The organism is Carboxylicivirga mesophila (assembly GCF_018271975.1).
Lineage (GTDB): Bacteria > Bacteroidota > Bacteroidia > Bacteroidales > Marinilabiliaceae > Carboxylicivirga > Carboxylicivirga mesophila.
The window spans coordinates 58,102-82,166 of sequence record NZ_JAGUCN010000015.1; the positions used below are offsets into that span (position 1 = coordinate 58,102).

A 24,065-nucleotide genomic window follows, 5' to 3' on the forward strand; every position below is an offset into this window, starting at 1 on the left:
CGGCGTTACTTATGTCGGAAAAACATAGTCAAAAAACATGTTACCAAAAATGCATTTACCTTATGCATTAATGGGCACTAACTGTCAAAGTTTAGGAGAGATGAATGCAATACACTAAAACCGTATTGCCTCATCTTATTACCCCAATAAATCCTTGATATCGTCGATGGTAAGGTTCTTCATGATGGCCTCATCCGTTTGAACGATATCGCCGGCTACTTTCTTTTTACGTTCCTGCAGCTTCAATATCTTTTCTTCAACTGTATCGCGACAAATCATGCGATAAGCAAACACTTTCTTATCCTGGCCAATGCGATAACAACGGTCAATGGCCTGATTTTCCACCGCCGGGTTCCACCACGGATCGATAATATACACATAGTCAGCAGCCGTCAGGTTAAGACCTGTTCCACCAGCCTTGAGACTAATCAGGAATACACGCAACTCATCATTCGTCTGAAAGTTATTGACCGATTGTTCGCGCTGCTTAGTTGAGCTTTTACCATCTAGGTATTCAAAATCAATACTTCGTCGGCTCAGTTCATCTTTAATTAATCCCAGCATCTTCACAAACTGTGAGAAGATGAGGATTTTATGATTCGCTGTCTTATCGGTGATGTGCTGCACAATCTCTTTAATTTTAACCGATTCAGTCACATCAAAATTGCTACCTTTCACCAGCTGCGGCGAGTCGCAAATCTGACGCAAGCGGGTTAAAGCTTCGAGCACCATCAGCTTACTTTTGCCAATGCCCTCGTCCTCCACTTTACCAATCAGTTGGTCACGAAACTGATTGCGATAGGCATCATACACCTTACGCTGAGCAGTATCCATTTCACAAAAGATAACATCCTCTGTTTTAGGTGGCAGCTCTGAAGCCACTTTCTCTTTGGTACGGCGCAACACAAACGGATTAATCAGCTTCTGCAGCTCATTACCTATCAACTCATCACCATCTTTATCAATGGCATTGGCAAAACCTTCCTTAAACCCAGAAACAGACCCCAGAAATCCGCGGTTAACAAAACTCATTTGTGCGTATAAATCAAAGGTACTGTTCTCAATTGGCGTACCTGTCATAGCCAATCGACCTTTGGCTTTTAGCAGACTGGCTGCTTTAAACCTTCTTGATGCCGGGTTTTTGATAGCCTGCGATTCATCCAGCACTATATAATTGAACTGATAGTCTTTCAGTAGCTCAATATCGCGCAGTAAAATACCATAGCTCGTGAATACTATGTCATAATCGTCAAACAAGCGGGTATCATTCACCCTGTCGACACCGTAATGATAGTATGCCCGAAGTTTTGGCGCAAACTTACGTATTTCATTCTCCCAGTTGAACAGCAGCGTAGTAGGCACAATAATGAGGTTAGTAGTTGAATCGCGTTCCACCACCTGCTGCAGGAACGTAAGCACCTGCAAGGTTTTTCCCAATCCCATATCATCGGCCAGGATGCCGCCCCACTGCATCTCGTGCAGGAAATTAAGCCAGTTAACGCCTTCTTTCTGATAATGGCGCAGCTCAGCACTAATGGATGAAGGCACCTCGGTAGCTTCAATTTGTGTAAAGGCGGCCAGGCGTCGGCGCTTCTCGGCCAGTTCTTCCACAACGGCAGCATCCTCTATGTTATCAAACAGTTCATCAATTATAGAAAAACGTAACTTCGAAACCGATAACTGCTCCCCATTCACTTCTCCATGCCTGAAGTATCGCTCGAAACGATGAAACCATTCAGAGGGAAGCACACCCACTGAACCATCGGCTAACTGAATAAAGCGCTGTTTATTCATCACCGCCTTACGAATCTCACTTAGCTTCACCACATTGTCGCCAAAACTCACATTAATTTGAATATCAAACCAATCCTGACCCGAGCTGATGGTCGTCGAAATCTTCCCCTTATGCGGCGAGTATTTGAAGCTCTTAAGCTCTTTCAGGCCATACACCTCTATATTGTTGTGCTGCAGTGCATCAAAAAAACGATAGAACCACATATCGTGACTAAACTCGTTATAGTGTAGATGAAAGACTTTACTGCTCTTTTGTGCTTCAAACTTAGGATGAAGTGTAGATAGTTGTTCTGCAAAATCATCCTCAAGTTCAAAGTTGCGCTTGTACTGTATGGTTTTATCATCCTCCTCAATAAGGATGTTTCCATTGGTAGTGAGTTTAACCGATACCCCATGATGATACTCCACCTGAGGGGTGATAATGAGGTGATGATCGCGTTCTGACAAGAAGACTTGCTTCTTTTTAAAATCCAGCTCTGCCGTTTCAAGGGCATAAATCCCCTTATCAAACTCCATATCGAAGCTATGTGCCAATGGTTTTATCACTTGCTCAAAGAACAGGTCTTTATGCGTCTTCACCATCTTAATGGGCTCATTGTGCTCAACAATCAGCTTAGCCACGCGGTAATCCTTCGTAACATAATAGGCGCCGTCAATCACATAAATAAATTGCCCCGATTGCTCCGTATTAATGTTATCAATTGTTAACGTTCGGTCACCAATTCGCAGCTTAGGATTCAGGTACACAAATGTGTCATCCTCTTTCACCTCGTAAAAAGCATCAATAGGCTCTGCGGCAATCTCAATCGGCTCCAAATCGGCACGGCGCAGCTTATAATTATTCGATGGGTTAATGTACACATGCTTTTCTTGTGCCAGTAACTCCATTATTCGCTTATGCACAATGAATAAATCAGATGCTTTGCTGGGCGCATTACATTCATCAATCAGCTCCAGCAATTCTTTCTGATGCCCGCTGACTGTTAGCAAATACTCTTCGTGCATGCCATCATACTCGGCAATGTGTGAACTTAAGGCATCGCGCTTTTTATTGGGTTTACCAATGATGGGCGTCAGCTCAATAACGTAGTTGTCGCTGAAATAGGTCTTAGTGGTACGCAACTCCAGTACAAAGCCCATTTCGCGCTCCTGCTTCTGCACTTCCTCCTGTGTTTCCAGATGGAATGTCTCTACATCAATCTCGTGTAATATCTGATCCACTATGTGCTTTTCATCTGGCTGCACCGGTATTAGTCCTTTGGCAAAATCAGTTTGCTTAGCCACCAAGCCCAGCTTTTCATCAAAACCTATGGTAAAATAGGTATCGAAGCGGCCGGAGGTTATTCCATGCTTCTGAAGCGTTTCGGTTTTCACCCCTTCCAGGCTGTTTTTAAAGACTCTTTTGAGAATATCCGGACTGGCAGAACGCGCAAACTTAAGCAAGCAAACCACCTCTGGTTCGGTGAGCGATTGCAAGTTAGTCTTCTCTTCAGGTGAAATGTACACCTTATCGTCGATATAGCTAAAAACAAGTCTGGCGTGTTTTTTAAAGTTCTGATCCAACTCAACTATCAGCTTATTGTCGCGCACAATCAGCTCAGATATATAGCTTACCTGGTAGCTATACGACACAGCACTCAGCACCGAGTAGGTGGTATTCTCCTTCACAAATGACTCAGTGATACGCTCAAATGATGGCAATTCAAAGCCTAATACCGAACGCCCCGAAACAGCACGCTGGCTGGATTGCTCTTCGCGCTTTTCAAAGCCCATCTGAATATTGCCATCTATATCGGCTATAAACAGAAGAGCAGCAATCGTGTGCACACAAAAGCGCCCGCCAATATACGAGCAATTACACATGGTTTCTATCTGGCGCTGATTCAGGTTACGAATCTGCACCTTGTGCATTTTTGTATCCTTCACCGAAAAAATCCAGTTATCCAGTGCTTTCTGGTACAGTTGCAGCGATACTTTTCCTTCTTTATATAGGTTGGTACCTGCACTGCTTATATCATTTGATGTATAAAAGTCTATTGCATCACTGATGTAGTCTCTCACGCTTTCCGCCATAATCCTTTTTCAATTTGAAAAGTGCTAATCCGCAAAAATACGAACAGTAAAGCAAATATCAGCAATGAAAAATGGGGTATTTCATTGCTGAAAACATATCTAACTGAAGCTCTGAGTATAAAAAAACAACACACGCCTGTACTAGAAATGAATCAATACTGCCCTTACGTTGATATGTTCAGGCAATTTTTTGTAGTAACTATAAACAACATATAGGAACTAGTCCGTTTTGGAACTCACAAACAGGTATCATTTTTAGCTATAGAAAAGAAAAAAACCTGTCAGGCTTTAAAATCCTGACAGGTTCACTATAAAACACTATATTTTAGTTCTATTTACCTTAGCTCTGAGCTTCAATCCATTTACGTGCATTTACAAAAGCCTCAATCCATGGTGATACCTCATCCCCTTTTCTGTCGGCCGGGTAATAACCCCATTGCCATGGGAAGATGGCGCGCTCCAGGTGAGGCATCATTGCCAGGTGACGACCATCATTAGAGCAGATAGCTGCGGTGTTATAATCGCTACCGTTTGGATTAGCAGGATATGTTTCATGCGCATATTTACCGACAATATTGTATTGCTCTTCAGCATATGGCAATTGGTATTTCCCTTCTCCGTGAGCTACCCAAACCCCCAGTTTACTGCCCGATAGTGAGCTAAGCATCACTGTATCGTTTTGCGGAATCTCCATATTCAGGAAGATAGACTCAAACTTATGTGAGTTATTGTGCAGCATTTTAGGCTGTTGTTCGTGCTCTGGGTACACCAGGCCTAGCTCAACCATTAGCTGACAACCGTTACAGATACCTAAACTCAGTGTATCCTTGCGGGCATAGAAGTTATCAAGCGCCTTTTTTGCCTGTGGATTGTAAAGGAATGCGCCAGCCCATCCTTTGGCCGAACCCAGTACGTCACTGTTTGAGAATCCACCAACGAACACAATCATGTTCACATCTTCCAATGTCTCACGACCAGTAATTAAATCGGTCATGTGAACATCTTTCACATCCATACCTGCCAGGAACATACTGTAGGCCATCTCGCGATCGCCGTTCACACCTTTCTCACGGATGATAGCCGCTTTGATACCTGAGCGCTCTTTACGATCCAATACCAGGTTCCACTGATCTAACTGACCGGTAAAAGCGGTTGGGAAATTGTAATCCAATGCGTGGTTGGCATAGTTGTCGAAGCGCTCTTTAGCCAGGGCTTCTCCACTCTGCTTGCGATCCAGCAAATAAGATGTTTTGTACCAATCGTTACGGTACTTATCAATGTCAAGTGATAATATTTTGCCATGATTTTCGATAATCAGCTCACGTGATTCAATTGGTTGTCCCAACTCACTAAACTGAATACCATTAGCTTCCAAAACAGCGGCTACTTCAGTCAAATCTTTCACCTGAATAAGCACACCTGGATTTTCGCTGAACAGCAACTTAATCAGGTCTTTTTCTTCATAATCGTTCAGGTTCACCTTAGCACCGAATGATGTATTGGCAAAATTCATCTCCAGCAATGCAGTCACCAAACCACCAGCCGACACATCATGACCAGCCAATACAAGGCCTTTATTAATCAGCTCCTGAATAGCATTGAATCCATTCTTGAAATACTCTGCATCTGTTACTGTTGGTGCTTCGGCTCCCAGCTTGTTAACTACCTGGGCAAATGAACTACCACCTAACTTAAGACTATCAAACGACAGGTCAATATGTAATAAATGTGTTTCCGTATCTTTTACTAATACAGGCTCAACAATCTTTTTAATGTCGTTCACCTCACCGGCACCAGAGATGATAACAGTTCCGGGACTGTAAACCAAGTCACCGTCTTTATACTTCTGTGTCATCGACAGTGAATCTTTACCGGTTGGAATGTTAATTCCCAACTCAACACTGAAATCACTAACCGCTTCAACAGCGCGGTACAATCGACTATCTTCACCCTTATTTTTACAAGGCCACATCCAGTTGGCACTTAAAGAAACACCGTTTAATCCATGCGTAAGCGGTGCCCACACCAGGTTGGTTAATGCTTCAGCTACTGATACAACAGCTCCTGCAGCAGGATCTACCAAACCAATGGCTGGTGCATGACCAATAGAGGTAGCAATACCTTTCTCTCCTTTAAAATCAATGGCACAAGCTCCCAGATTATTTAGAGGCAACTGCATCTCACCAGCACACTGCTGCTTCGCCACCTTACCTGTAACCGAGCGGTCCACTTTATTAGTTAACCAATCTTTACAGGCAACAGCTTCCAATTGCAGCACATCACTGATGTATTTTTCTACTTGTGTTGTTTCATACTCTACAGCCTCAAATTTATCATCCGCCGTTTCGTCGTTCATAATGGTTTTTGGCGGATTACCGAACATATCGGCCAGCTGCCAATCGATTGGCGCATTTCCTTTATCATCTTCGAACTTAAAATGCATATCACCGGTCGTTTCGCCCACTTCGTAGAATGGTGCACGCTCACGAGCCGAAATATTTTTCAGGTTCTCGATATCCTTATCTTTCAGCACCAATCCCATGCGCTCCTGCGACTCGTTACCAGCAATCTCTTTCGATGATAATGTTGGATCTCCAACAGGCAGTTTATCCAGATGAATTGTACCACCGGTAGTTTCAACCAACTCCGACAAACAGTTCAGGTGACCACCTGCACCGTGGTCATGAATCGAGACTATTGGGTTGTCATCCGATTCGGCCAATGCACGAATGGCATTCATGGCACGTTTCTGCATCTCAGGGTTTGAGCGCTGAACAGCATTCAGCTCAATAGAGTTGTCATACTCACCAGTAGCCACTGATGAAACTGCTCCACCTCCCATACCAATGCGGTAGTTGTCACCACCAAGAATAACAACCTTATCACCCTTCTCAGGATCATTCTTTAACGCGTGCTCTTTACGGCCAAAACCAATACCTCCGGCCAGCATGATTACCTTATCAAAGGCAAACTTCTTATGATTTTCGAAATGCTCAAAAGTAAGCACCGAACCACAAATCATGGGCTGGCCAAACTTATTTCCAAAATCAGATGCTCCGTTAGAAGCCTTAATCAAAATCTCCTCAGGTGTTTGGTACAACCATTGACGAGCTGGAATATCTTTCTCCCACGAGCGACCTTCCTCAGAACGTGAGTAAGAAGTCATGTAAACTGCTGTACCTGCCAATGGCAACGAACCTCGTCCACCTGCCAAACGGTCACGAATCTCACCTCCACTACCTGTTGCAGCACCATTAAAAGGCTCAACAGTAGTTGGGAAGTTATGCGTTTCCGCCTTCAATGAAAGAACCGTGTCTATATCCTTTGTTTCGAAGAAATCAGCTGTATCCTGTCGACCTGGAGCAAACTGCATTGCTTTAGGGCCCTCAATAAATGCTACATTATCTTTATAGGCTGAAACAATATAATTAGGGTTCTCTTTTGATGTACGCTTAATTAACTGAAATAATGAACTTTCTTTTTCCTCGCCATCAATGATGAAAATACCGTTGAAAATTTTATGTCGGCAATGCTCTGAGTTCACCTGCGAAAACCCAAACACCTCACTATCTGTCAGCTTACGACCCAAGCGTTCGCTTAAGCTATTCAAATAGCCAATCTCATCTTCACTCAAGGCCAATCCTTCCTGCACATTATAGGCAGCTATATCTTCAATCCGAATAATAGGCTCAGGCTGCTTATCAATTGTAAAAATTGATTCATCCAACCCTTTATACATTGCCTGAAGCATTGGATCAAATTCCGCTTTTTCAGAATCAACTTCAAAAAACTCTTCTACACGTGTAATACCATCTACACCCATGTTTTGAGTTATTTCTACAGCATTTGTACTCCACGGAGTAATCATTTCCTTACGAGGACCAACAAAAAAGCCTTCTAAAGATTTACTTTCAGAAAGCTTTGCCCCGCTAAATAGCCACTCTAATTTACTGATGTTTTCAGATGAAAGTTCGGCTTGTGTTCCTACTGCAATAATCTGCTTGGAGTTTCCCTTAAAAAACAGAACCATGAATGAATGTTTTGAATTTGTTTTTAATGAGCTGCAAATTTAATAATAGTTCAGTAGTTTTCACCTAGAACGATGTTGATAATTGATGAACTTTTAAACAAATTGTTGATATAAAAATAAAGAGGTCATTCTTACGAATAACCTCTTCTCTCTAAAACCAAAAAACTACCTGCGCTTATTTAAATATCCTTTCGGATAAAGTAGCCAAGTATTCAGAAAGATATAGTGCGATCTTTCAGGTATAAAACTACTACTTTTTTAATTGCAGGCAATATAAAAAGTAATAAAATGTTAAAATTATCTTTTTTCTTATTTTTGCTAATATAATCCACAATCACCACTATGATAATTAATGAAAAAAGGCAGTATATACCTGCATTAAATCAAGAGATTACAACTGTAACGCTGCAGAACCGCAAACACACGCAGGTAACCATTACCAACTACGGTGGCATTATTATGAGCATCAAAACTCCCGACCGACGTGGAAATTTTGCTGAAATAGCGCTCGGATTTGATGACGTAGAAGATTACCTGACTGAAGCATATAAAAACAATTGCCCGTATTTTGGCGCTGCCATTGGTCGCTATGCCAACCGCATTAAAGACGGACAGTTTACTTTAGATGGCAACACCTACAAGCTCGCCTGCAACAATGGCTCCAACTCTCTTCACGGTGGCCCCGGCGGTTTTCACCAGAAGGTATGGCAGCTAACAACCTTTAAAGAGCCGAAACGCACTGGTGTTGTTTTAACACTTAAATCAGAAGATATGGAAGAGGGCTTTCCTGGCAACCTGGAGGTTAAAATGACCTACACCCTCACTTTCGATAATGAACTGGTTATTGACTATGAGGCAACAACCGATAAAAAAACAGTCATTAACCTGACGAACCACTCCTACTTCAATCTATCGAGTATGCAGCACAACGTGCTTGATCATCTGATGGTGTTATATGCCGATAGTTTTACCCCTAAAGACGAGAATGATATACCCACCGGCGAAATAGTGCCAGTTAACAACTCACCAATGGACTTTCTGTTACCACGCAAAATTGGTGAACGCATTAGCGATGTTGATGGCCGCGGTTACGATCACAATTATGTCATTAATGGGTTTGAAGGCGAATTAAATATTGGCGCAAGGCTGGTTGATGAAAGCACAGGTCGTTCTTTAGAGTTTTACACCACAGAACCCGGCTTTCAGGTTTACAGTGGCAACTACCTGGATGGTAGCTATAATAGAAATGAAATACCTTTCAAAGCGCATTACGGCATCTGCTTTGAAGCACAAAAATTTCCCGATTCGCCTAACAAAGCGAACTTTCCAAGCGCAGAGTTGAAGCCAGGAGAAACATACCAACAAACAACCGTATATAAGTTTGGTATAGCAGATATATAAAAGCAAAAGCGGCAGATTCATTTAAACCTGCCGCTTTCTATTATCACACTTAGCGATACCTTACTATGGTTTTTTCGTTAATCCAGGAACCAATGGTGTAATTAGCACCTTCCTCCACGCCATGGAAGAATCCAGTTTCTTTATCGGGGATATATTGTGAATAAAGATTTATTTGCTTCTCAGCTTCTGCTGCGCATTCCGGATCTATTGACTTAGCTTTAGTAAAACGATCCAGGGCCACCCAATAAACAGTTTGGTGATCAAAGTCACTATCACCGTATTTAGGACTCTCATGCGCATATATATTACCAATTAAAATGTGTGGCTTACCCCAACTGCCATTCTTTTGCAATGCATTTTGAGCATACTGACGGGCTTCGGGACTGTTTTTGTAATGAGAAAAGGTAACCACTGCTAACTCATAAAAGCATTTTGCCTGCAAATCATCATCAACCGCCTGACTGATTGTTTTTAGATAATACTCTTTCGCTTTATCAAACTGATTCTGCTTAATGAAATATTTAGCCAATAAATAGGAAGCCTCTGCTGTTGGCGATAATTCATAATTGCGTTCAGCAGCAGCAGCATACAAATCACTATCAGTACAATTAAAAGCATCCAGTAACTTGAGCAGACGCTCAAGTCCATCCGGGCTATCCTTTACCACATCATACTTAGCCATTAACGACTGCTGAAGGGCATCACAGTTATCAAGCCCACTGCGCACAACAATCTCCACACAGGTATTACTGGCTTTATTCAACATCTCTATAATCTTCGGATTCTTCTGCTTTTTAATATTATATGCCAATACATCATCCACATTCATATATACATTAAGCAATTGTTCTGATGTTCTGTCGCCATTATCCAGTAAAGCATTTGTTGCCTGAAGCCAGTTAACAGCCACCATTGGCTCCATTTTAGTGCCCAATTCATTAAATGACGCCTCAAAACATGTTACTGCCTCTTCGAGTGCAGGTACCTCATCGCGCCTGTAAGTTACAATCTCCAGACCTTTACGTCCCAGCACCCATGCTTCAGGATATTTCGGATGATTACCAAAGTACTGAATACGTTGGTCATATATCATTAAAAGCGTATCAACTAAAGCCTGCTTTTTTAACTCGTCTTTTTCCTTCTTGATATAGTAGGTATAAATATCAACACCATCGGCATATAAACGAATGGTCACATCAGGGCATTGGTTGAACATTGTACGCCAGGCACTAATAGAATAATCATACATTTTCTTTTTCAGTGCCTCTTTATACAATGAATAGTTTTTCAAACACTCAACACTATCCATTTTCTGAATATCTTGAGCTTTCACATAGGAAGTACCTGCTATTACCCCAACTAATAGCATAAAAATCAGCGCATGTCTCTTCATGGTCATTAGGTTTTAATTTTAACTCATAATTAACATTCAACATCCTTGCCAACAAATCCTTCATGTTGATTTACTGACTGTTAATTTTTCGAACAATTCATCCATCTTGTCCGTTTACACACACAAGATGGTCGATATCGAACACTTCAACTTTTGATTAATTTAGCTTACATTTAACGGGTGAAAACAACTGGAATATGAAAAGCATCATTAATTTTTTTGAAGATAGTATCAGCAACTATCCAAATAATCCTTTGATCTGGGAAAAGGAAACAGACAAATATATAGCAACTACTTATAAAGAGGCACAAAAAGAAGTACACCAATTCAGTAACGCTTTGCTGGCCTTAAATATTAAGCACGGCGACAGAGTAGCTTTACTTTCTGAAGGTCGCAGACTTTGGCTGATTAGTGAACTAGCCATTCTACACATAGGTGCCATTAACGTACCATTATCCACCAAGCTGGAAGCGGATAATGATTTAATATTCAGACTTAATCACTCCCAATCAGAAACCATCATCGTTTCGCGCAACCAACTGGATAAAATACGGCTTGTTAAGGCAGAGTTATCCTATCTCAAACGTGTTATTGTTTTGGACGATATGGATAATCTGGAAGAAAACGAAATTTCGATCAGCCAGCTACTCCATTTGGGAACTCAATTTGCCGATGAAGCACCTAAAGCTTTGGCCGAAGCAATGGATAGAGTAAAACCCGAGACTCATGCTAACATCTGCTATACTTCGGGCACAACAGCCGATCCTAAAGGCATTATACTTTCTCACAGAAATTACACCGCAAATGTAGAACAGGCATTTAGTTACATTAACGTACCTCAGCACTATAAAACATTAGTTGTGTTACCCTGGGACCATGCATTTGCGCACACTGCATCATTATACTCTTTTATGCATAAAGGTGCATCCATTGCCTCGGTGCAGGTGGGCCGCAACCAACACGAAACACTTAAAAACTTCGTGACCAACATGCAGGAGATAAAACCAGAAATATTAATGAGTGTACCTGCACTGGCCAAGAATTTTAAAAAGAACATTGAAAAGGCCATTGAAAGCAAAGGTGAAACAGCCAATAAACTCTTCCAATCGGGCTTACAATTTGCGTATTGGTATAATAGCGATGGCCAAAATGCAGGTAAAGGTTTCAAAAGACTACTATACCCGGTTTACGCCTTTTACAAGCGCATTATTTTTAACAAAATTAAGGAACGATTTGGCGGTAACCTCCAGTACTTCATTGGTGGAGGCGCTCTTTTAGACATCGAACTGCAGCGTTTCTTTTATGCCATTGGCACGCCAATGTATCAAGGCTACGGATTAAGTGAGGCTTCACCTATTATTTCAGCTAATACGCCCAAATTTCACAAACTCGGCTCTTCCGGAAAAGTTGTTAACCAGCTAAAAATTAAGATTTGTGATAGCGATGGGCACCCTTTACCAATTGGTGAAAAAGGCGAAATAGTGATTAAAGGCGAGAATGTGATGCAGGGTTACTGGCGCAATCCCGAAGCTACCAAAGAGACTATTAAAGACGGCTGGCTGTTCACTGGCGATCTAGGCTATCTTGACAAACAGAATTATCTGTATGTACTTGGGCGTTTTAAGAGCTTATTAATTGGTGCAGATGGTGAAAAATACAGTCCCGAAGGAATTGAAGAGGCGGTGATTGACCACTGTCAGTATATCGATCAGTTTATTCTTCACAATAACCAAAATCCTTTTACAAGCGGGTTAATTGTCCCTAACAAAGAAAAAATTAATCTATGGCTAAAGAAACATGGAAAATCCGCAACATCCGATGAAACGGTGATAGAACTATTACAACTCATTCAAGAGGAGATCGAAAAAATAAAAGCCACCAATAGTGCTAATTTTAACTTCCCTTCAAGATGGTTGCCAAGCACCCTTGTTGTTTTAAAAGAAAGCTTTACAGAGAAGAATAAACTCTTAAACAGCACCATGAAAGTGGTTCGGCCTAAAGTTGAGGAACATTTTTCAGATGAGATAGCTTATCTTTATACCCCCAAAGCGAAAAATTTTCTATCTGAGACAAACATTCATAACTTAAGGATTTATCTGTCTAACAATGAATAACAACTACACATTTGAGATTTGTATTGATTCAGTTCAATCAGCTATCAATGCCCAGACAGCAGGTGCTCATCGGGTCGAACTTTGCGATAACCTGTTTGAAGGCGGCACGACCCCAAGTGCCGGAATGATACAACAAGTAAAAAAAATGGCACCCGGTGTTAAACTGTTCATAATTATCAGGCCGCGAGGAGGTGACTTCGTCTATTCTGAGGCCGAAGTAAGCGTTATGCTTAACGATATCGTGATGGCTAAAAATTTGGGTGCTGATGGCATTGTTTCCGGATGTTTAAAAACTAATGGAGATATTGATATTGAAAATACAAGAAAACTTATTCAGGCGTCAGGAGATCTACCTTTTACATTTCACAGAGCATTTGATATGTGCCGCAACCATTCGGAGGCACTTGAACAGCTGATAGATCTTGGCACTGCCCGCATATTAACTTCTGGTATGGAACAAACAGCTCATCTGGGCATTAATACTTTGAAAGAAATAATCAAGCAAGCCAATAATCGCATCACAATACTTGTTGGCTCTGGAGTGAAGCCTGAGAACATTGCCGAAATTGCTCAAAAAACAGGCGCTAAAGAATTTCATTTCTCAGCACGAAAAGAGTTTGCTTCACCAATGAAATTTAAAAATCAAAATATTAACATGAGTGGGGTTAGCGGCATTCCGGAATTTAGTCGTTTCTATTCAGATGTGGACACAATAAAAAGTACGATAAATGCAGTCATGGAAATTTAAATGTAAAAAAAACTTACATTTACTATGAAAAACCTGATGTCGGTAAATTTTTTTTCAGAAAGTGAAGTCTTTATTACATCTTTGGCATAAATAGATTTTTGTAATCGTAAAGTTTTTTACATTTTTACAACATATTTTAAAGCACATACGAATGCCATTATCATTAAGATATATTATTGTAATTGCCGTTCTGCTTGCAACTATCCTACCCGAATCACATGCACAGCGCAGAAGAAAACCAAAAATCTGGGAAGGCTTTAGTGTTACCGGACGTGTTGGTGCCAATCATTTCTTTGGGGATTTGGTTGATGACGGCCGTACCCACCTGTCACTGGGTATAAATGCAGACAAGGAGCTTAATACCTTCTTAACAGCGAGAGCTTCTATAATGGGTGGAAAAATGAGTGGCACCCAGTACACTACGGGTAATCAAGAAAATGCTTGGTTTGATAATATCTATACAGAATTTAATGTCGGTGCTACATTTCGGCCACTTAATATCCTATTAGGTTATTACAAGCAAAGAACCATTAATCCATATGTCATAGGGCAAATTGGTGCTCTTTATTATAATGCAACAAAGTATTGGGGTGTGTATGGAGGAAATTTTGGTCAGGATTTTGGTTCTGTTTGGAATGAGACATCGGGTATTACACCAACCTTTTCTGGAGGTTTTGGACTTTCTTTATGGCTCAACTCACAATGGAGTATTAATATTGAAGGCATTGGAACATTCCCTTTTACAGATGAACTTGATGCGCATAAAGAATATGAACTTCCAGGTGGCGGTGTTGTGCAAACAGAAGCAAACGACTTCTACTACACCACCTCCATTGGTATAACTTACCTGATTGATGATAGTCGTTGGAAGAATGAGCCAAAATATAACAGAAAAGCATATCTCAAGACAAGGTCGCAATACAGGAGTTCCTCTAAGAAAAATCTGAGATCGATTAACAAGAAACGCAGAAGACGATAAAAGAATAAATCAAATACATAAAAGAGTTGCAAATGCAACTCTTTTTTTGTGTATTATACATAGCGAACCATAGAAGCCATGGAATTAAAAATAATATCAGATTTTGCTCCTACAGGCGACCAACCTCAGGCCATCGAGCAATTAGTCAAAGGCATAATTGACAATCAAAAACATCAGGCGCTATTGGGTGTAACAGGTTCCGGGAAGACATTTACAGTCGCCAATGTCATTGAACAAGTCCAACGTCCAACCTTAATTCTTTCACACAATAAAACACTGGCAGCACAGCTCTATGGAGAGTTCAAGCAGTTCTTCCCCGATAATGCTGTTGAATATTTCGTTTCCTACTATGACTACTATCAGCCAGAGGCCTACCTGCCAGTTACAGATACTTATATTGAGAAAGACCTATCGATAAATGATGAGATTGAGAAACTCAGATTAAGTGCAACTTCGGCCCTATTATCTGGCAGACGAGATGTAATTGTAGTATCTTCTGTTTCTTGCCTATATGGCATCGGAAACCCAGAGGATTTTCATTCTGGCGTCATCACAATCGAGAAAGGCATGCAAATCAGCCGAAACGCTTTTTTAAGGCAATTGGTTGATAGTCTTTATTCGCGTAATGAGATATTATTTGAAAGAGGTAACTTCAGAGTTAAAGGCGATACGGTTGAAGTGTTCCTGGCTTATGCCGACCATGCTTGCCGGGTTATTTTCTGGGGTGATGATATTGAAGAAATTGAATTCTTCCACCCTGAAAATGGCAAACGCATAGAATCACTGGATAAACTAAACATTTATCCAGCCAATATTTTTATCACTTCTAAAGAAAGAACTCAACAAGCTATAAGGGAAATACAAGATGATCTAACTGAGCATCTGGCTTTCCTGAATGAGAACGGCAAACATCAAGAAGCTAAGCGACTAAACGAACGTGTCAATTACGACCTGGAGATGATACGAGAGCTAGGCTATTGCCCGGGCATTGAAAACTATTCCAGGTACTTTGACGGACGCAAAGAAGGTACTCGCCCCTTCTGTCTGCTCGACTATTTTCCTGATGATTTTCTGATTGTGATTGATGAAAGCCATGTAACCATCCCACAGATCAGAGCCATGTATGGCGGCGATCGTTCACGAAAAGAAAACCTGGTTGAATATGGTTTTAGGTTACCGGCTGCACTGGATAACCGGCCATTAAAATTTGAGGAATTTGAGTCTCTTATTAATCAGATAATATACGTCAGTGCCACCCCGGCCGACTATGAACTGGAACAAACAGAAGGCGTCATTGTAGAGCAACTCATTCGCCCAACCGGGCTTTTAGATCCTGAAATAGAAGTACGCCCAAGCCAAAATCAGATTGATGACCTGATTAATGAAATTAACGACCGTATTGAGAAGAATGAACGAATTCTTGTAACCACACTCACCAAGAGAATGGCGGAAGAGCTCAGCAAGTACCTCACGCGCCTCTCTATTAAATGCGAGTATATTCATTCGGATGTTGACACACTGGAACGGGTTAAAATTATGGAGAACCTGCGACTGGGTACTTTTGATGTACTAATCGGCGTTAACTTGTTACGCGAAGGTTTAGACTTACCAGAAGTGTCGCTTGTAGCCATATTAGATGCCGACAAGGAAGGCTTTCTGAGATCCGAACGTTCATTAACACAGACGGCAGGTCGTGCTGCCAGAAACCTGAATGGGCGCGTAATAATGTATGCCGACACCATTACCAAAAGCATGAAGGCAACCATGGATGCCACCCTTTACAGACGTGAAAAACAGCTCAAATACAATGAAATAAACAACATCACACCAAGACAGATAAATAAGCAGCTAACTTCAATAATTGAATCGTCGACAAAAGCAAAAGCCTATATCGAACCAGAAGGTACAGATATTGCAGCCGATCCGGTAGTTGAATACATGAGTGCAGACGCCCTCAAGAAGACGATTGAAAAGACACATAAAGAAATGCAGAAAGCTGCCAAAGAGCTTGATTTTATAACTGCAGCACAGCACCGCGATGAAATTAAGCGCCTGGAAGATTTAATCAATAAAAAAGCCCCGAATTAACTTCGAGGCTTTCTTTATTTTCAGTTTATTATTATCCTAAATAAGACTTAAGCAGTTTACTTCTGGACGTATGACGTAAACGACGGATCGCTTTTTCCTTAATCTGACGCACACGCTCACGAGTCAAACCAAAACGCTCGCCTATTTCTTCCAGTGTCATTTCCTGACACCCTATTCCGAAAAACAATTTAATAATATCACTCTCACGTTCAGTCAGGGTAGCTAATGCTCTCTCAATTTCACGAGCCAGTGATTCATTAATTAACGTTTTATCAGCATTAGGTGAATCACTGTTAACCAACACATCCAAAAGGCTATTATCTTCACCTTCAACAAATGGTGCATCTACGGAAATATGACGCCCCGACACACGCATAGTATCAGCTACCTTTTCAGGAGGCAGTTCTAACTTATCTGCCAATTCTTCTGGCGAAGGTTTACGCTCGTTTTCCTGCTCAAATTTCGAGTAAGCTTTATTAATTTTATTTAATGAGCCCACCTGATTAAGTGGCAAACGCACAATACGAGACTGCTCCGCAAGAGCCTGTAAGATAGATTGTCTAATCCACCAAACCGCATAAGAAATGAACTTAAAACCGCGCGTCTCATCAAACTTTTCAGCAGCCTTAATCAGTCCCAGGTTACCTTCATTAATCAAGTCAGGTAGACTTAATCCTTGATTTTGGTACTGTTTAGCTACCGAAACAACAAAACGCAGGTTAGCTCTGGTCAATTTTTCCAAAGCAATTTGATCACCTTTCTTTATTCGCTGAGCTAACTCTACTTCTTCTTCTACAGATATCAATTCTTCACGACCGATTTCCTGTAAATACTTATCTAGAGATGCGCTTTCGCGGTTAGTAATCGACTTAGTTATCTTGAGTTGTCTCATATTCCTTAAAAAAATTTCGGCACAAAAGTACTACAATTTCGTTATTTTTCCAACCAATAATGCCCTTTGACGAAACATTTTTAGTCATTAAGGTTAACAGCATAGTATACTACCCGTCCATTTGGATAAACACCTGTCAGAAACAAACCATCTTTTGCTTTCTCTACTGCTGCCTTAAAATCGTCAATACTTTTAATGGGTGTATCGTTTACTTTTGTAATAATATAGCCATTTTTCACACCACTTTTACGTAAGCTTTCATTGCCGACTTCTACCACCTGAATGCCATACCTCACACCTAGTCGCCTTAAGTCATTGGCAGACACGGGCTCTAAGGCAGCTCCTAATGTTTCATCAATTTTACTGGAAGAAATAATACCGGTTGTTCCGCGTATATTACGTAAAGTTACCTCAAAAGGTTTCTGTTTACCATCGCGTAATGCAATAATATTCACTTTTTCACCAGGACGATGCATACTCACACGCTCTTGCAATTCAGGCACTGAGTTTACATCTTCACCATTTACTGATAAAATAATGTCTCCTGCTTTCAGTCCGGCTTCCTCAGCACCACCATCCGGCGCAACACTTCCGATAAACACCCCTTGTATCTTTTCTATTTTTACTCCTAACTCATCAGCCAGTTCTTCAGGCACATTACTAACTTCAATAATACTTACACCAAGTAAGCCTCGCTGCACCTCTCCGAATTCCATCAAATCAGCTACTACCTTCTTTGCTATCGTGACAGGCACAGCAAACGAATAGCCTGTAAAAGAGCCTGTTCTTGATGCAATAGCGGTATTTATACCAACCAATTCACCTCGCTGGTTAACCAGCGCGCCTCCACTATTACCAGGATTAACAGCTGCATCTGTTTGAATAAAAGACTCAACCCCAAGCGTTTGGTTTTGATTGGCAATTATATTAATACTTCTGGCCTTGGCACTAACAATACCTGCAGTAACTGTAGAAGTTAAGTTAAAAGGATTACCTACGGCCAATACCCATTCACCTACCTTAAGTTCATCAGAATCGCCATAAGGCACAAATGGTAACTCCTCTGCTTCAACTTTAATCAAGGCAATATCTGAAGTTGGATCAGCCCCTACCAATGTGGCCGAAAAAGTGCGCTTATCGTTTAAGGTAACTTCAATTTCATCTGCATTATCAATCACATGGTTATTGGTAACAATGTAACCATCTGTCGTTAATATTACTCCCGAACCAGCACCCATCACCGGCTGCTGTGGTTGACGATACCCGCTTCCGGGCCCAAAAAAGAAATCATAAAACGGATTGCCAGAATAGTAATCTTTACCCCTGCTGCGCGTTTTAACGTGCACAACCGCATGAACACTTCTCTCCGCAGCTGTAGTTAAATCGGGTAATGACGCCTGCACTGTGTTGGCGGTCAGCTGCCCAATAGCAGGCACTTCCTCTTTAATTGTGATAACTTTAGGTTCGCTTTTTACAATATGCGAGTATACATAAACGCCAGTAACAGCGCTTATCACTGCAATGGCAAATGTGTAAAATACTTTTTTTGCATTCATATCTCTTACCTTTTTAAAAGTTATTGTTAGGTTTACAACAACGTTGAGCTGTATAAGACAACGCTGCGATTTAACAAATTTTATATCTCAACACTGTTAAGATACGAAAAGTGTTAGTTCAAAAATTATTCCGATAAGCGACTTTAACTTGACCTTAACGTTTTTTTGCCAATCATTAAGGAAGTTCTGCCATATCAGCGTATTTTTGTAAGCAAAACAAGACGTTTTGTCTTTTGTTTAATCTTTATAGCGACAACATTTCACAATGAAGAACATTCACTTCCATAAATATCAGGGTGCAGGCAATGATTTTATCATTATTGATAACCGCAAAGGCACATTTGATGGTAATGACACCACTCTTATTGAACACTTGTGTAACCGCCGCTTTGGCATTGGCGGCGATGGATTAATGCTATTGGAAAACCATCCTATCCATGATTTTACCATGCGCTACTTCAACAGCGACGGTGGAGAAGCTTCCATGTGTGGTAATGGCGGACGCTGCATTGCTGCTTTTGCCGTTCACAAAGGTGTTGTCTCAAATCCAGATAAGTTCAGTTTCATGGCCGTAGATGGCGAACACCTGGCGCAATACAAAAGCGGTATTGTTAATTTAAAAATGATCGATGTCAATAGTGTTAATGAGGAAGATAAGTTTACTTTTCTGAATACTGGCTCACCACATCATGTATGTTTCGTTGATGATGTGACAAAAACAGATGTATACAACGAAGGCAAAAACATTCGTTACTCCGAGCGTTACCAACCAGATGGCACTAATGTTAATTTTGTACAATTCAAGACTGGTAATAAAATTAAAGTGCGTACTTATGAAAGAGGCGTTGAAGACGAAACGCTGGCTTGCGGTACAGGTGTTGTAGCAAGTGCCATATCAGCACACCTTAAAAAACCATCATTCAGCGAATTTGACATTGAAGTAATGGGAGGTAAACTCAAAGTATGCTTTGAACCCGATAGTGAAGGTGGATTTAAAAATGTTTGGCTGGAAGGCCCCGCAACTTTTGTATTTGAAGGAACCATTGAAATATAGAAAACAAAAAAAGAGCTCTTAAAGAGCTCTTTTTTAATATAATATTACGAAGGTTTATGCATCAATATTTGCATAGGTTGCGTTCTCTTCTATAAACTCTCTACGAGGTGGTACATCATCTCCCATCAACATCGAGAAAACTCTATCGGCCTCAGTCGCACTTTCAATAGTCACCTGACGCAAGGTGCGTTCTTCTGGATTCATAGTTGTTTCCCAAAGCTGCTCAGCGTTCATCTCACCAAGACCTTTGTAGCGCTGTATATGCAGAGCGCTTTCTTTTCCGCCGCCCCATTCTTCGACAAGACGCAGGCGTTGATCTTCATTCCAGCAATAGGTCTGTTTCTGGCCTTTTTTGACCAAGTACAATGGAGGCGTAGCAATGTATAAATAGCCGTTTTCAATTAAGCCTTTCATATACCGGAAGAAGAATGTCATAATCAATGTAGCAATGTGGCTACCGTCGACGTCGGCATCACACATGATGACTATCTTGTGATAACGCAACTTTTCAAGATTCAACGCTTTACTATCCTCTTCGGTACCGATGGTTACACCCAAGGCAGTAAAAATGTTTTTAATCTCATCATTTTCAAACACTTTATGCTGTAGCGCTTTTTCAACATTCAGGATTTTACCACGCAAAGGCAGAATGGCCTGAAACTTACGATCACGTCCCTGCTTGGCTGTACCTCCTGCCGAGTCACCCTCGACAAGGAACACTTCACAAGCTGCTGGATCTTTATCAGAGCAGTCTGCTAGTTTACCCGGCAAACCTCCACCACTCAATACACTCTTGCGCTGAACCAATTCACGCGCTTTGCGTGCAGCATGACGTGCCTGTGCAGCCAATATCACTTTATTGACAATATCCTTGGCATCTTTTGGATTCTCTTCCAGGTAATTGGTTAACATTACGCTAACCGCCTGATCGACTGACAAACTTACCTCACCATTACCTAACTTGGTCTTTGTCTGTCCTTCAAACTGAGGTTCAGCCACTTTAACTGAGATAACTGCTGTTAATCCTTCGCGGAAATCATCACCATTAATATCAAACTTTAGCTTACTTAGCATACCTGATTTCTCGGCAAATGACTTTAAAGTACGAGTAAGACCGCGACGGAAACCGGTTAAGTGAGTACCACCTTCGATGGTATTGATGTTATTAACGTACGAATAGATATTTTCGGAGAAAGAAGTATTATACAGGATGGCAATCTCTACAGGAATATCATTTTTTTCTGTTGAAATATGAATGGCTTTATCAATTAATCGCTCTCTTGATTCATCAATAAACTCAACAAACTCCTCTAATCCTCTTTCCGAAAGAAACTCTTCAGTTTTTACCTGATCTTCTTCATCGTGGTCACGCTCATCGGTCAGACGAATCTTAATGCCTTTATTAAGGAACGCCAACTCTCTTAAACGATTCGCAAGAATTGAATACTTATAGGTTGTTGTATTAAAAATGGAAGCATCAGGTTTGAAGGTAACTTTAGTACCAGTCATATCCGTTGTGCCAACTTCTGTGATTTCTGTTACTGGCTTACCAATTGAGTATTCCTGCGTATGGATTTTACCACCACGATGCACTTCAGCCTTCAGCATAGTCGATAGTGCATTCACACAAGATACACCAACACCGTGCAATCCACCAGATACTTTGTAAGAATCCTTGTCGAACTTACCTCCGGCGTGCAAGACGGTCATCACCACCTCTAAGGCAGACTTACCTTCCTTCTCATGAAAATCGGTTGGAATACCACGTCCATTATCACTTACCGTAATCGAATCATCTTCATGAATAACCACTTCAATTGAATCACAGTGGCCAGCCAATGCTTCATCAATTGAGTTATCTACCACCTCATACACCAAATGGTGTAGTCCTTTTTCGCCAACATCACCAATGTACATAGCCGGACGCTTACGAACGGCTTCCAGACCTTCTAATACGGTAATACTGCTGGCGCTATATTCACCTTGTTTATTTACATTTTCATTTACCTGATCACTCATCTTTAATTCTTTTGAAAAGCGTAAAAAAACCGGCTTAACCGGTTAGATTCACCCTCCCTGTGGAGAGACTCACAAATATAGCAAAAATCACCATTTATACCGCCTATAAATGATGATTTTTGCAAGCTTTTAATCTTTGAACCAAACCGATTCAAATCATCTTAAAATGAGAATATTACCCCGGCTTTGGCGTTCAATCCCTGCATGGGGTATCCGTTCCATTTATAATATTTTGCTGCAGCCATATTATTCACAGAAGCCCAGAACGACCATTGCTTACTGAAATAATATTCAGCCCCTAAATTAACATCTACAATTCCTTTTAATTGCTTAAGTCCTGAATCGCTTGTAACATCATATGCCCACCTTTCTCCATAGTAGCTAATTCCGGCATTTACATAGAGGTTTTCAACAACATTCACGTTCCCCTCAAGTCCTAATTCAACTTCTGGTTTATGCCATGCTTTCTCCTGACTATCCAGACTCCAGCCGTAATAAGCTCCGCGCAACAAAAACTCCATGGTTTGCTTTGGCTTATACAGCAGTTCACCTTTTACAGTCAACAGTTCACCATCATCATAAACTACATCGAACATATTGGAATAATGCAAAACATTCAGCGGCTCAGCACCTTCCTCAGGTGTTGTATAAGTTTTATTTACCCAGAAATGCTCATTATTAAAGATACCATATTCAATACCTGCCGAAAAAGAGGTTGATGAACTGAAATTACCTTTGATGCCTGCCAACAGATTGAGTCCATAAACTGATGAGCGTACATTTACATCTGCTGAAGCGAATGCATTTTCATATAGCATTGTGGCATAATCATTCGCATTGACCCTTCCATTTATTCCGCCATAAACTGTAACAATACCTTCCACAACTGTCAGTTCACCCATCACATCAGGCGTTAAATAAAATTCATCGCCTTCGGTATCAATAAGACCAGCCACCAACAAACCAACTTTAAGCCTGGCTCTGTCAAAATTAAAAGCAACAGAAGGATTTACACTTATTAATAACTGCGAACGCTCATCAAAAGTGTACATTGGCCCGATTGAATCAGGAACACTGGTTTTATAGCTTTCTATTCCACCATTTAAATCCAATGCCAAATCGCCAATTGGCTGATAGAGTTTCCCTCCCAGTTTAACACCAAACTGATTCACACCGGTAAGATTACCAAACGTGTTAATACCAGCATATGCCTGATACCTCATCTTTCGCTCATCTACTACATTATTGCTCAAACCAACAGTTGCCTGAAATTGGGATAACCGTTGCTCAACATCGGGTATAAACTGATATCCAGACGCTAACTCTCCATTAGGCAACCAATAAGCATCATCACCCATTAGCGTTTGATAGCCGTAATATTCATACATGTTGTGGTCAAAGCTCATGTCAACACTAAGCGTTTTATCATCAAAGAAATGCTTGAAATCAGCTATTGCCCATGTATCATGAAATGGTGCATCAACACTATTATCATCCTCAAGCGTTATATTTCCAAGGGAAGTTACATGCCCGGCATTTAATCCCAGCACATATTTTTCATTCTCCAGAATATTATATCCCAACTCAGCTAGGATAGTAGAATAATTTCCTACACCTCCTTTAAGGTAAGACTTATGCAGATACTCTTTACGAGAGGTATTTATCTTAGCAGCAGCAATGGGGGTTGGCTGGTAATTTGTGGCCACTGAGGTGCTTAATATACGGTAATTAAATTGTGGTTTGGTATAGCTAGAATCAGCCAATACAGGCATATAGTTGACTTTATAGGCATCAGACACGGTTGGCGTATATTCTTTTACCACCTTAACATCCTGATTAATTTCCTCCTGAGCTAATGCCACGTGACCATTAAGCAGCACCAAACTAAAACAAACTAAAAGTATATGTAAATATTTCATCGTAC

The 24,065-nt window shown here is 40.9% G+C and carries 13 protein-coding genes; 6 read left to right on the top strand and 7 right to left on the bottom strand.

All coding sequences use genetic code 11. The annotated features are described in order from the left end of the window. Positions 1 to 138 precede the first annotated feature (138 nt). Both KEM09_RS13460 and purL read right to left on the bottom strand, forming a co-directional pair. Entirely contained in the window at positions 139 to 3,867 is a 3,729-nt protein-coding gene (locus tag KEM09_RS13460) for a DEAD/DEAH box helicase (protein ID WP_212229050.1), read from the bottom strand. A 340-nt stretch (positions 3,868 to 4,207) separates the two neighbouring features. After that, the gene (gene purL, locus KEM09_RS13465) at positions 4,208 to 7,897 is read right to left on the bottom strand and encodes a phosphoribosylformylglycinamidine synthase (protein ID WP_212229052.1); all 3,690 of its coding nucleotides are present in this window, start codon (positions 7,895 to 7,897) and stop codon (positions 4,208 to 4,210) included. 342 nt (positions 7,898 to 8,239) lie between these two features. Between purL and KEM09_RS13470 the strand changes: the two genes are divergently transcribed. Beyond that, positions 8,240 to 9,298, top strand: coding sequence for an aldose epimerase family protein (locus tag KEM09_RS13470; protein ID WP_212229054.1), 1,059 nt, complete (start codon positions 8,240 to 8,242; stop codon positions 9,296 to 9,298). A 49-nt stretch (positions 9,299 to 9,347) separates the two neighbouring features. On the opposite strand, the gene KEM09_RS13475 is transcribed toward KEM09_RS13470, so the two are convergent. Then, on the bottom strand, positions 9,348 to 10,691 hold the full coding sequence (locus KEM09_RS13475; protein WP_212229056.1) for a tetratricopeptide repeat protein: 1,344 nt from the start codon (positions 10,689 to 10,691) through the stop codon (positions 9,348 to 9,350). 197 nt (positions 10,692 to 10,888) lie between these two features. Between KEM09_RS13475 and KEM09_RS13480 the strand changes: the two genes are divergently transcribed. The 4 genes from KEM09_RS13480 to uvrB all read left to right on the top strand — a co-directional run bounded on the left by KEM09_RS13480 (position 10,889) and on the right by uvrB (position 16,620). After that, positions 10,889 to 12,805 (top strand): AMP-dependent synthetase/ligase, encoded by a 1,917-nt coding sequence (locus KEM09_RS13480; RefSeq protein WP_212229058.1) that lies wholly within the window; start codon positions 10,889 to 10,891, stop codon positions 12,803 to 12,805. Next, positions 12,798 to 13,553: a copper homeostasis protein CutC gene (locus tag KEM09_RS13485; RefSeq protein ID WP_212229060.1), complete on the top strand. Its 756-nt coding sequence runs from the start codon at positions 12,798 to 12,800 to the stop codon at positions 13,551 to 13,553. Before KEM09_RS13480 ends, KEM09_RS13485 begins: the two co-directional genes overlap by 8 nt. Before the next feature lie 151 nt (positions 13,554 to 13,704). Beyond that, on the top strand, positions 13,705 to 14,532 hold the full coding sequence (locus KEM09_RS13490) for a hypothetical protein (protein WP_212229062.1): 828 nt from the start codon (positions 13,705 to 13,707) through the stop codon (positions 14,530 to 14,532). Positions 14,533 to 14,610: 78 nt separating this feature from the next. Continuing rightward, positions 14,611 to 16,620: an excinuclease ABC subunit UvrB gene (gene uvrB, locus KEM09_RS13495; protein ID WP_212229064.1), complete on the top strand. Its 2,010-nt coding sequence runs from the start codon at positions 14,611 to 14,613 to the stop codon at positions 16,618 to 16,620. Positions 16,621 to 16,651: 31 nt separating this feature from the next. On the opposite strand, the gene KEM09_RS13500 is transcribed toward uvrB, so the two are convergent. Together KEM09_RS13500 and KEM09_RS13505 are read right to left on the bottom strand one after the other, a co-directional pair. Further along, the gene (locus KEM09_RS13500) at positions 16,652 to 17,512 is read right to left on the bottom strand and encodes a sigma-70 family RNA polymerase sigma factor (RefSeq protein ID WP_212188792.1); all 861 of its coding nucleotides are present in this window, start codon (positions 17,510 to 17,512) and stop codon (positions 16,652 to 16,654) included. An 80-nt stretch (positions 17,513 to 17,592) separates the two neighbouring features. After that, positions 17,593 to 19,068, bottom strand: a complete 1,476-nt coding sequence (locus tag KEM09_RS13505; RefSeq protein ID WP_212229066.1) for a Do family serine endopeptidase — start codon at positions 19,066 to 19,068, stop codon at positions 17,593 to 17,595. A 265-nt stretch (positions 19,069 to 19,333) separates the two neighbouring features. Between KEM09_RS13505 and dapF the strand changes: the two genes are divergently transcribed. Beyond that, the gene (dapF, locus tag KEM09_RS13510) at positions 19,334 to 20,122 is read left to right on the top strand and encodes a diaminopimelate epimerase (RefSeq protein ID WP_212229068.1); all 789 of its coding nucleotides are present in this window, start codon (positions 19,334 to 19,336) and stop codon (positions 20,120 to 20,122) included. A gap of 54 nt (positions 20,123 to 20,176) precedes the next feature. Here dapF and gyrB read toward each other — a convergent pair whose 3' ends face one another. After that, positions 20,177 to 22,141: a DNA topoisomerase (ATP-hydrolyzing) subunit B gene (gene gyrB / locus KEM09_RS13515; RefSeq protein WP_212229070.1), complete on the bottom strand. Its 1,965-nt coding sequence runs from the start codon at positions 22,139 to 22,141 to the stop codon at positions 20,177 to 20,179. A gap of 161 nt (positions 22,142 to 22,302) precedes the next feature. Next, positions 22,303 to 24,060 carry a TonB-dependent receptor gene (locus KEM09_RS13520; RefSeq protein ID WP_212229071.1) on the bottom strand — a complete coding sequence of 586 codons (1,758 nt, stop codon included), beginning with the start codon at positions 24,058 to 24,060 and terminating at the stop codon, positions 22,303 to 22,305. Positions 24,061 to 24,065 lie beyond the last annotated feature (5 nt).

Bases quoted from the DNA above. Each gene is read 5' to 3' on its own strand.
- KEM09_RS13480 (WP_212229058.1), top strand. From the start codon at position 10,889: ATGAAAAGCATCATTAATTTTTTTGAAGATAGTATCAGCAACTATCCA.
- KEM09_RS13485 (WP_212229060.1), top strand. From the start codon at position 12,798: ATGAATAACAACTACACATTTGAGATTTGTATTGATTCAGTTCAATCA.
- KEM09_RS13500 (WP_212188792.1), bottom strand. From the start codon at position 17,512: ATGAGACAACTCAAGATAACTAAGTCGATTACTAACCGCGAAAGCGCA.
- KEM09_RS13475 (WP_212229056.1), bottom strand. From the start codon at position 10,691: ATGAAGAGACATGCGCTGATTTTTATGCTATTAGTTGGGGTAATAGCA.
- purL (WP_212229052.1), bottom strand. From the start codon at position 7,897: ATGGTTCTGTTTTTTAAGGGAAACTCCAAGCAGATTATTGCAGTAGGA.
- dapF (WP_212229068.1), top strand. From the start codon at position 19,334: ATGAAGAACATTCACTTCCATAAATATCAGGGTGCAGGCAATGATTTT.
- KEM09_RS13470 (WP_212229054.1), top strand. From the start codon at position 8,240: ATGATAATTAATGAAAAAAGGCAGTATATACCTGCATTAAATCAAGAG.
- KEM09_RS13460 (WP_212229050.1), bottom strand. From the start codon at position 3,867: ATGGCGGAAAGCGTGAGAGACTACATCAGTGATGCAATAGACTTTTAT.
- KEM09_RS13505 (WP_212229066.1), bottom strand. From the start codon at position 19,068: ATGAATGCAAAAAAAGTATTTTACACATTTGCCATTGCAGTGATAAGC.
- gyrB (WP_212229070.1), bottom strand. From the start codon at position 22,141: ATGAGTGATCAGGTAAATGAAAATGTAAATAAACAAGGTGAATATAGC.
- KEM09_RS13520 (WP_212229071.1), bottom strand. From the start codon at position 24,060: ATGAAATATTTACATATACTTTTAGTTTGTTTTAGTTTGGTGCTGCTT.
- KEM09_RS13490 (WP_212229062.1), top strand. From the start codon at position 13,705: ATGCCATTATCATTAAGATATATTATTGTAATTGCCGTTCTGCTTGCA.
- uvrB (WP_212229064.1), top strand. From the start codon at position 14,611: ATGGAATTAAAAATAATATCAGATTTTGCTCCTACAGGCGACCAACCT.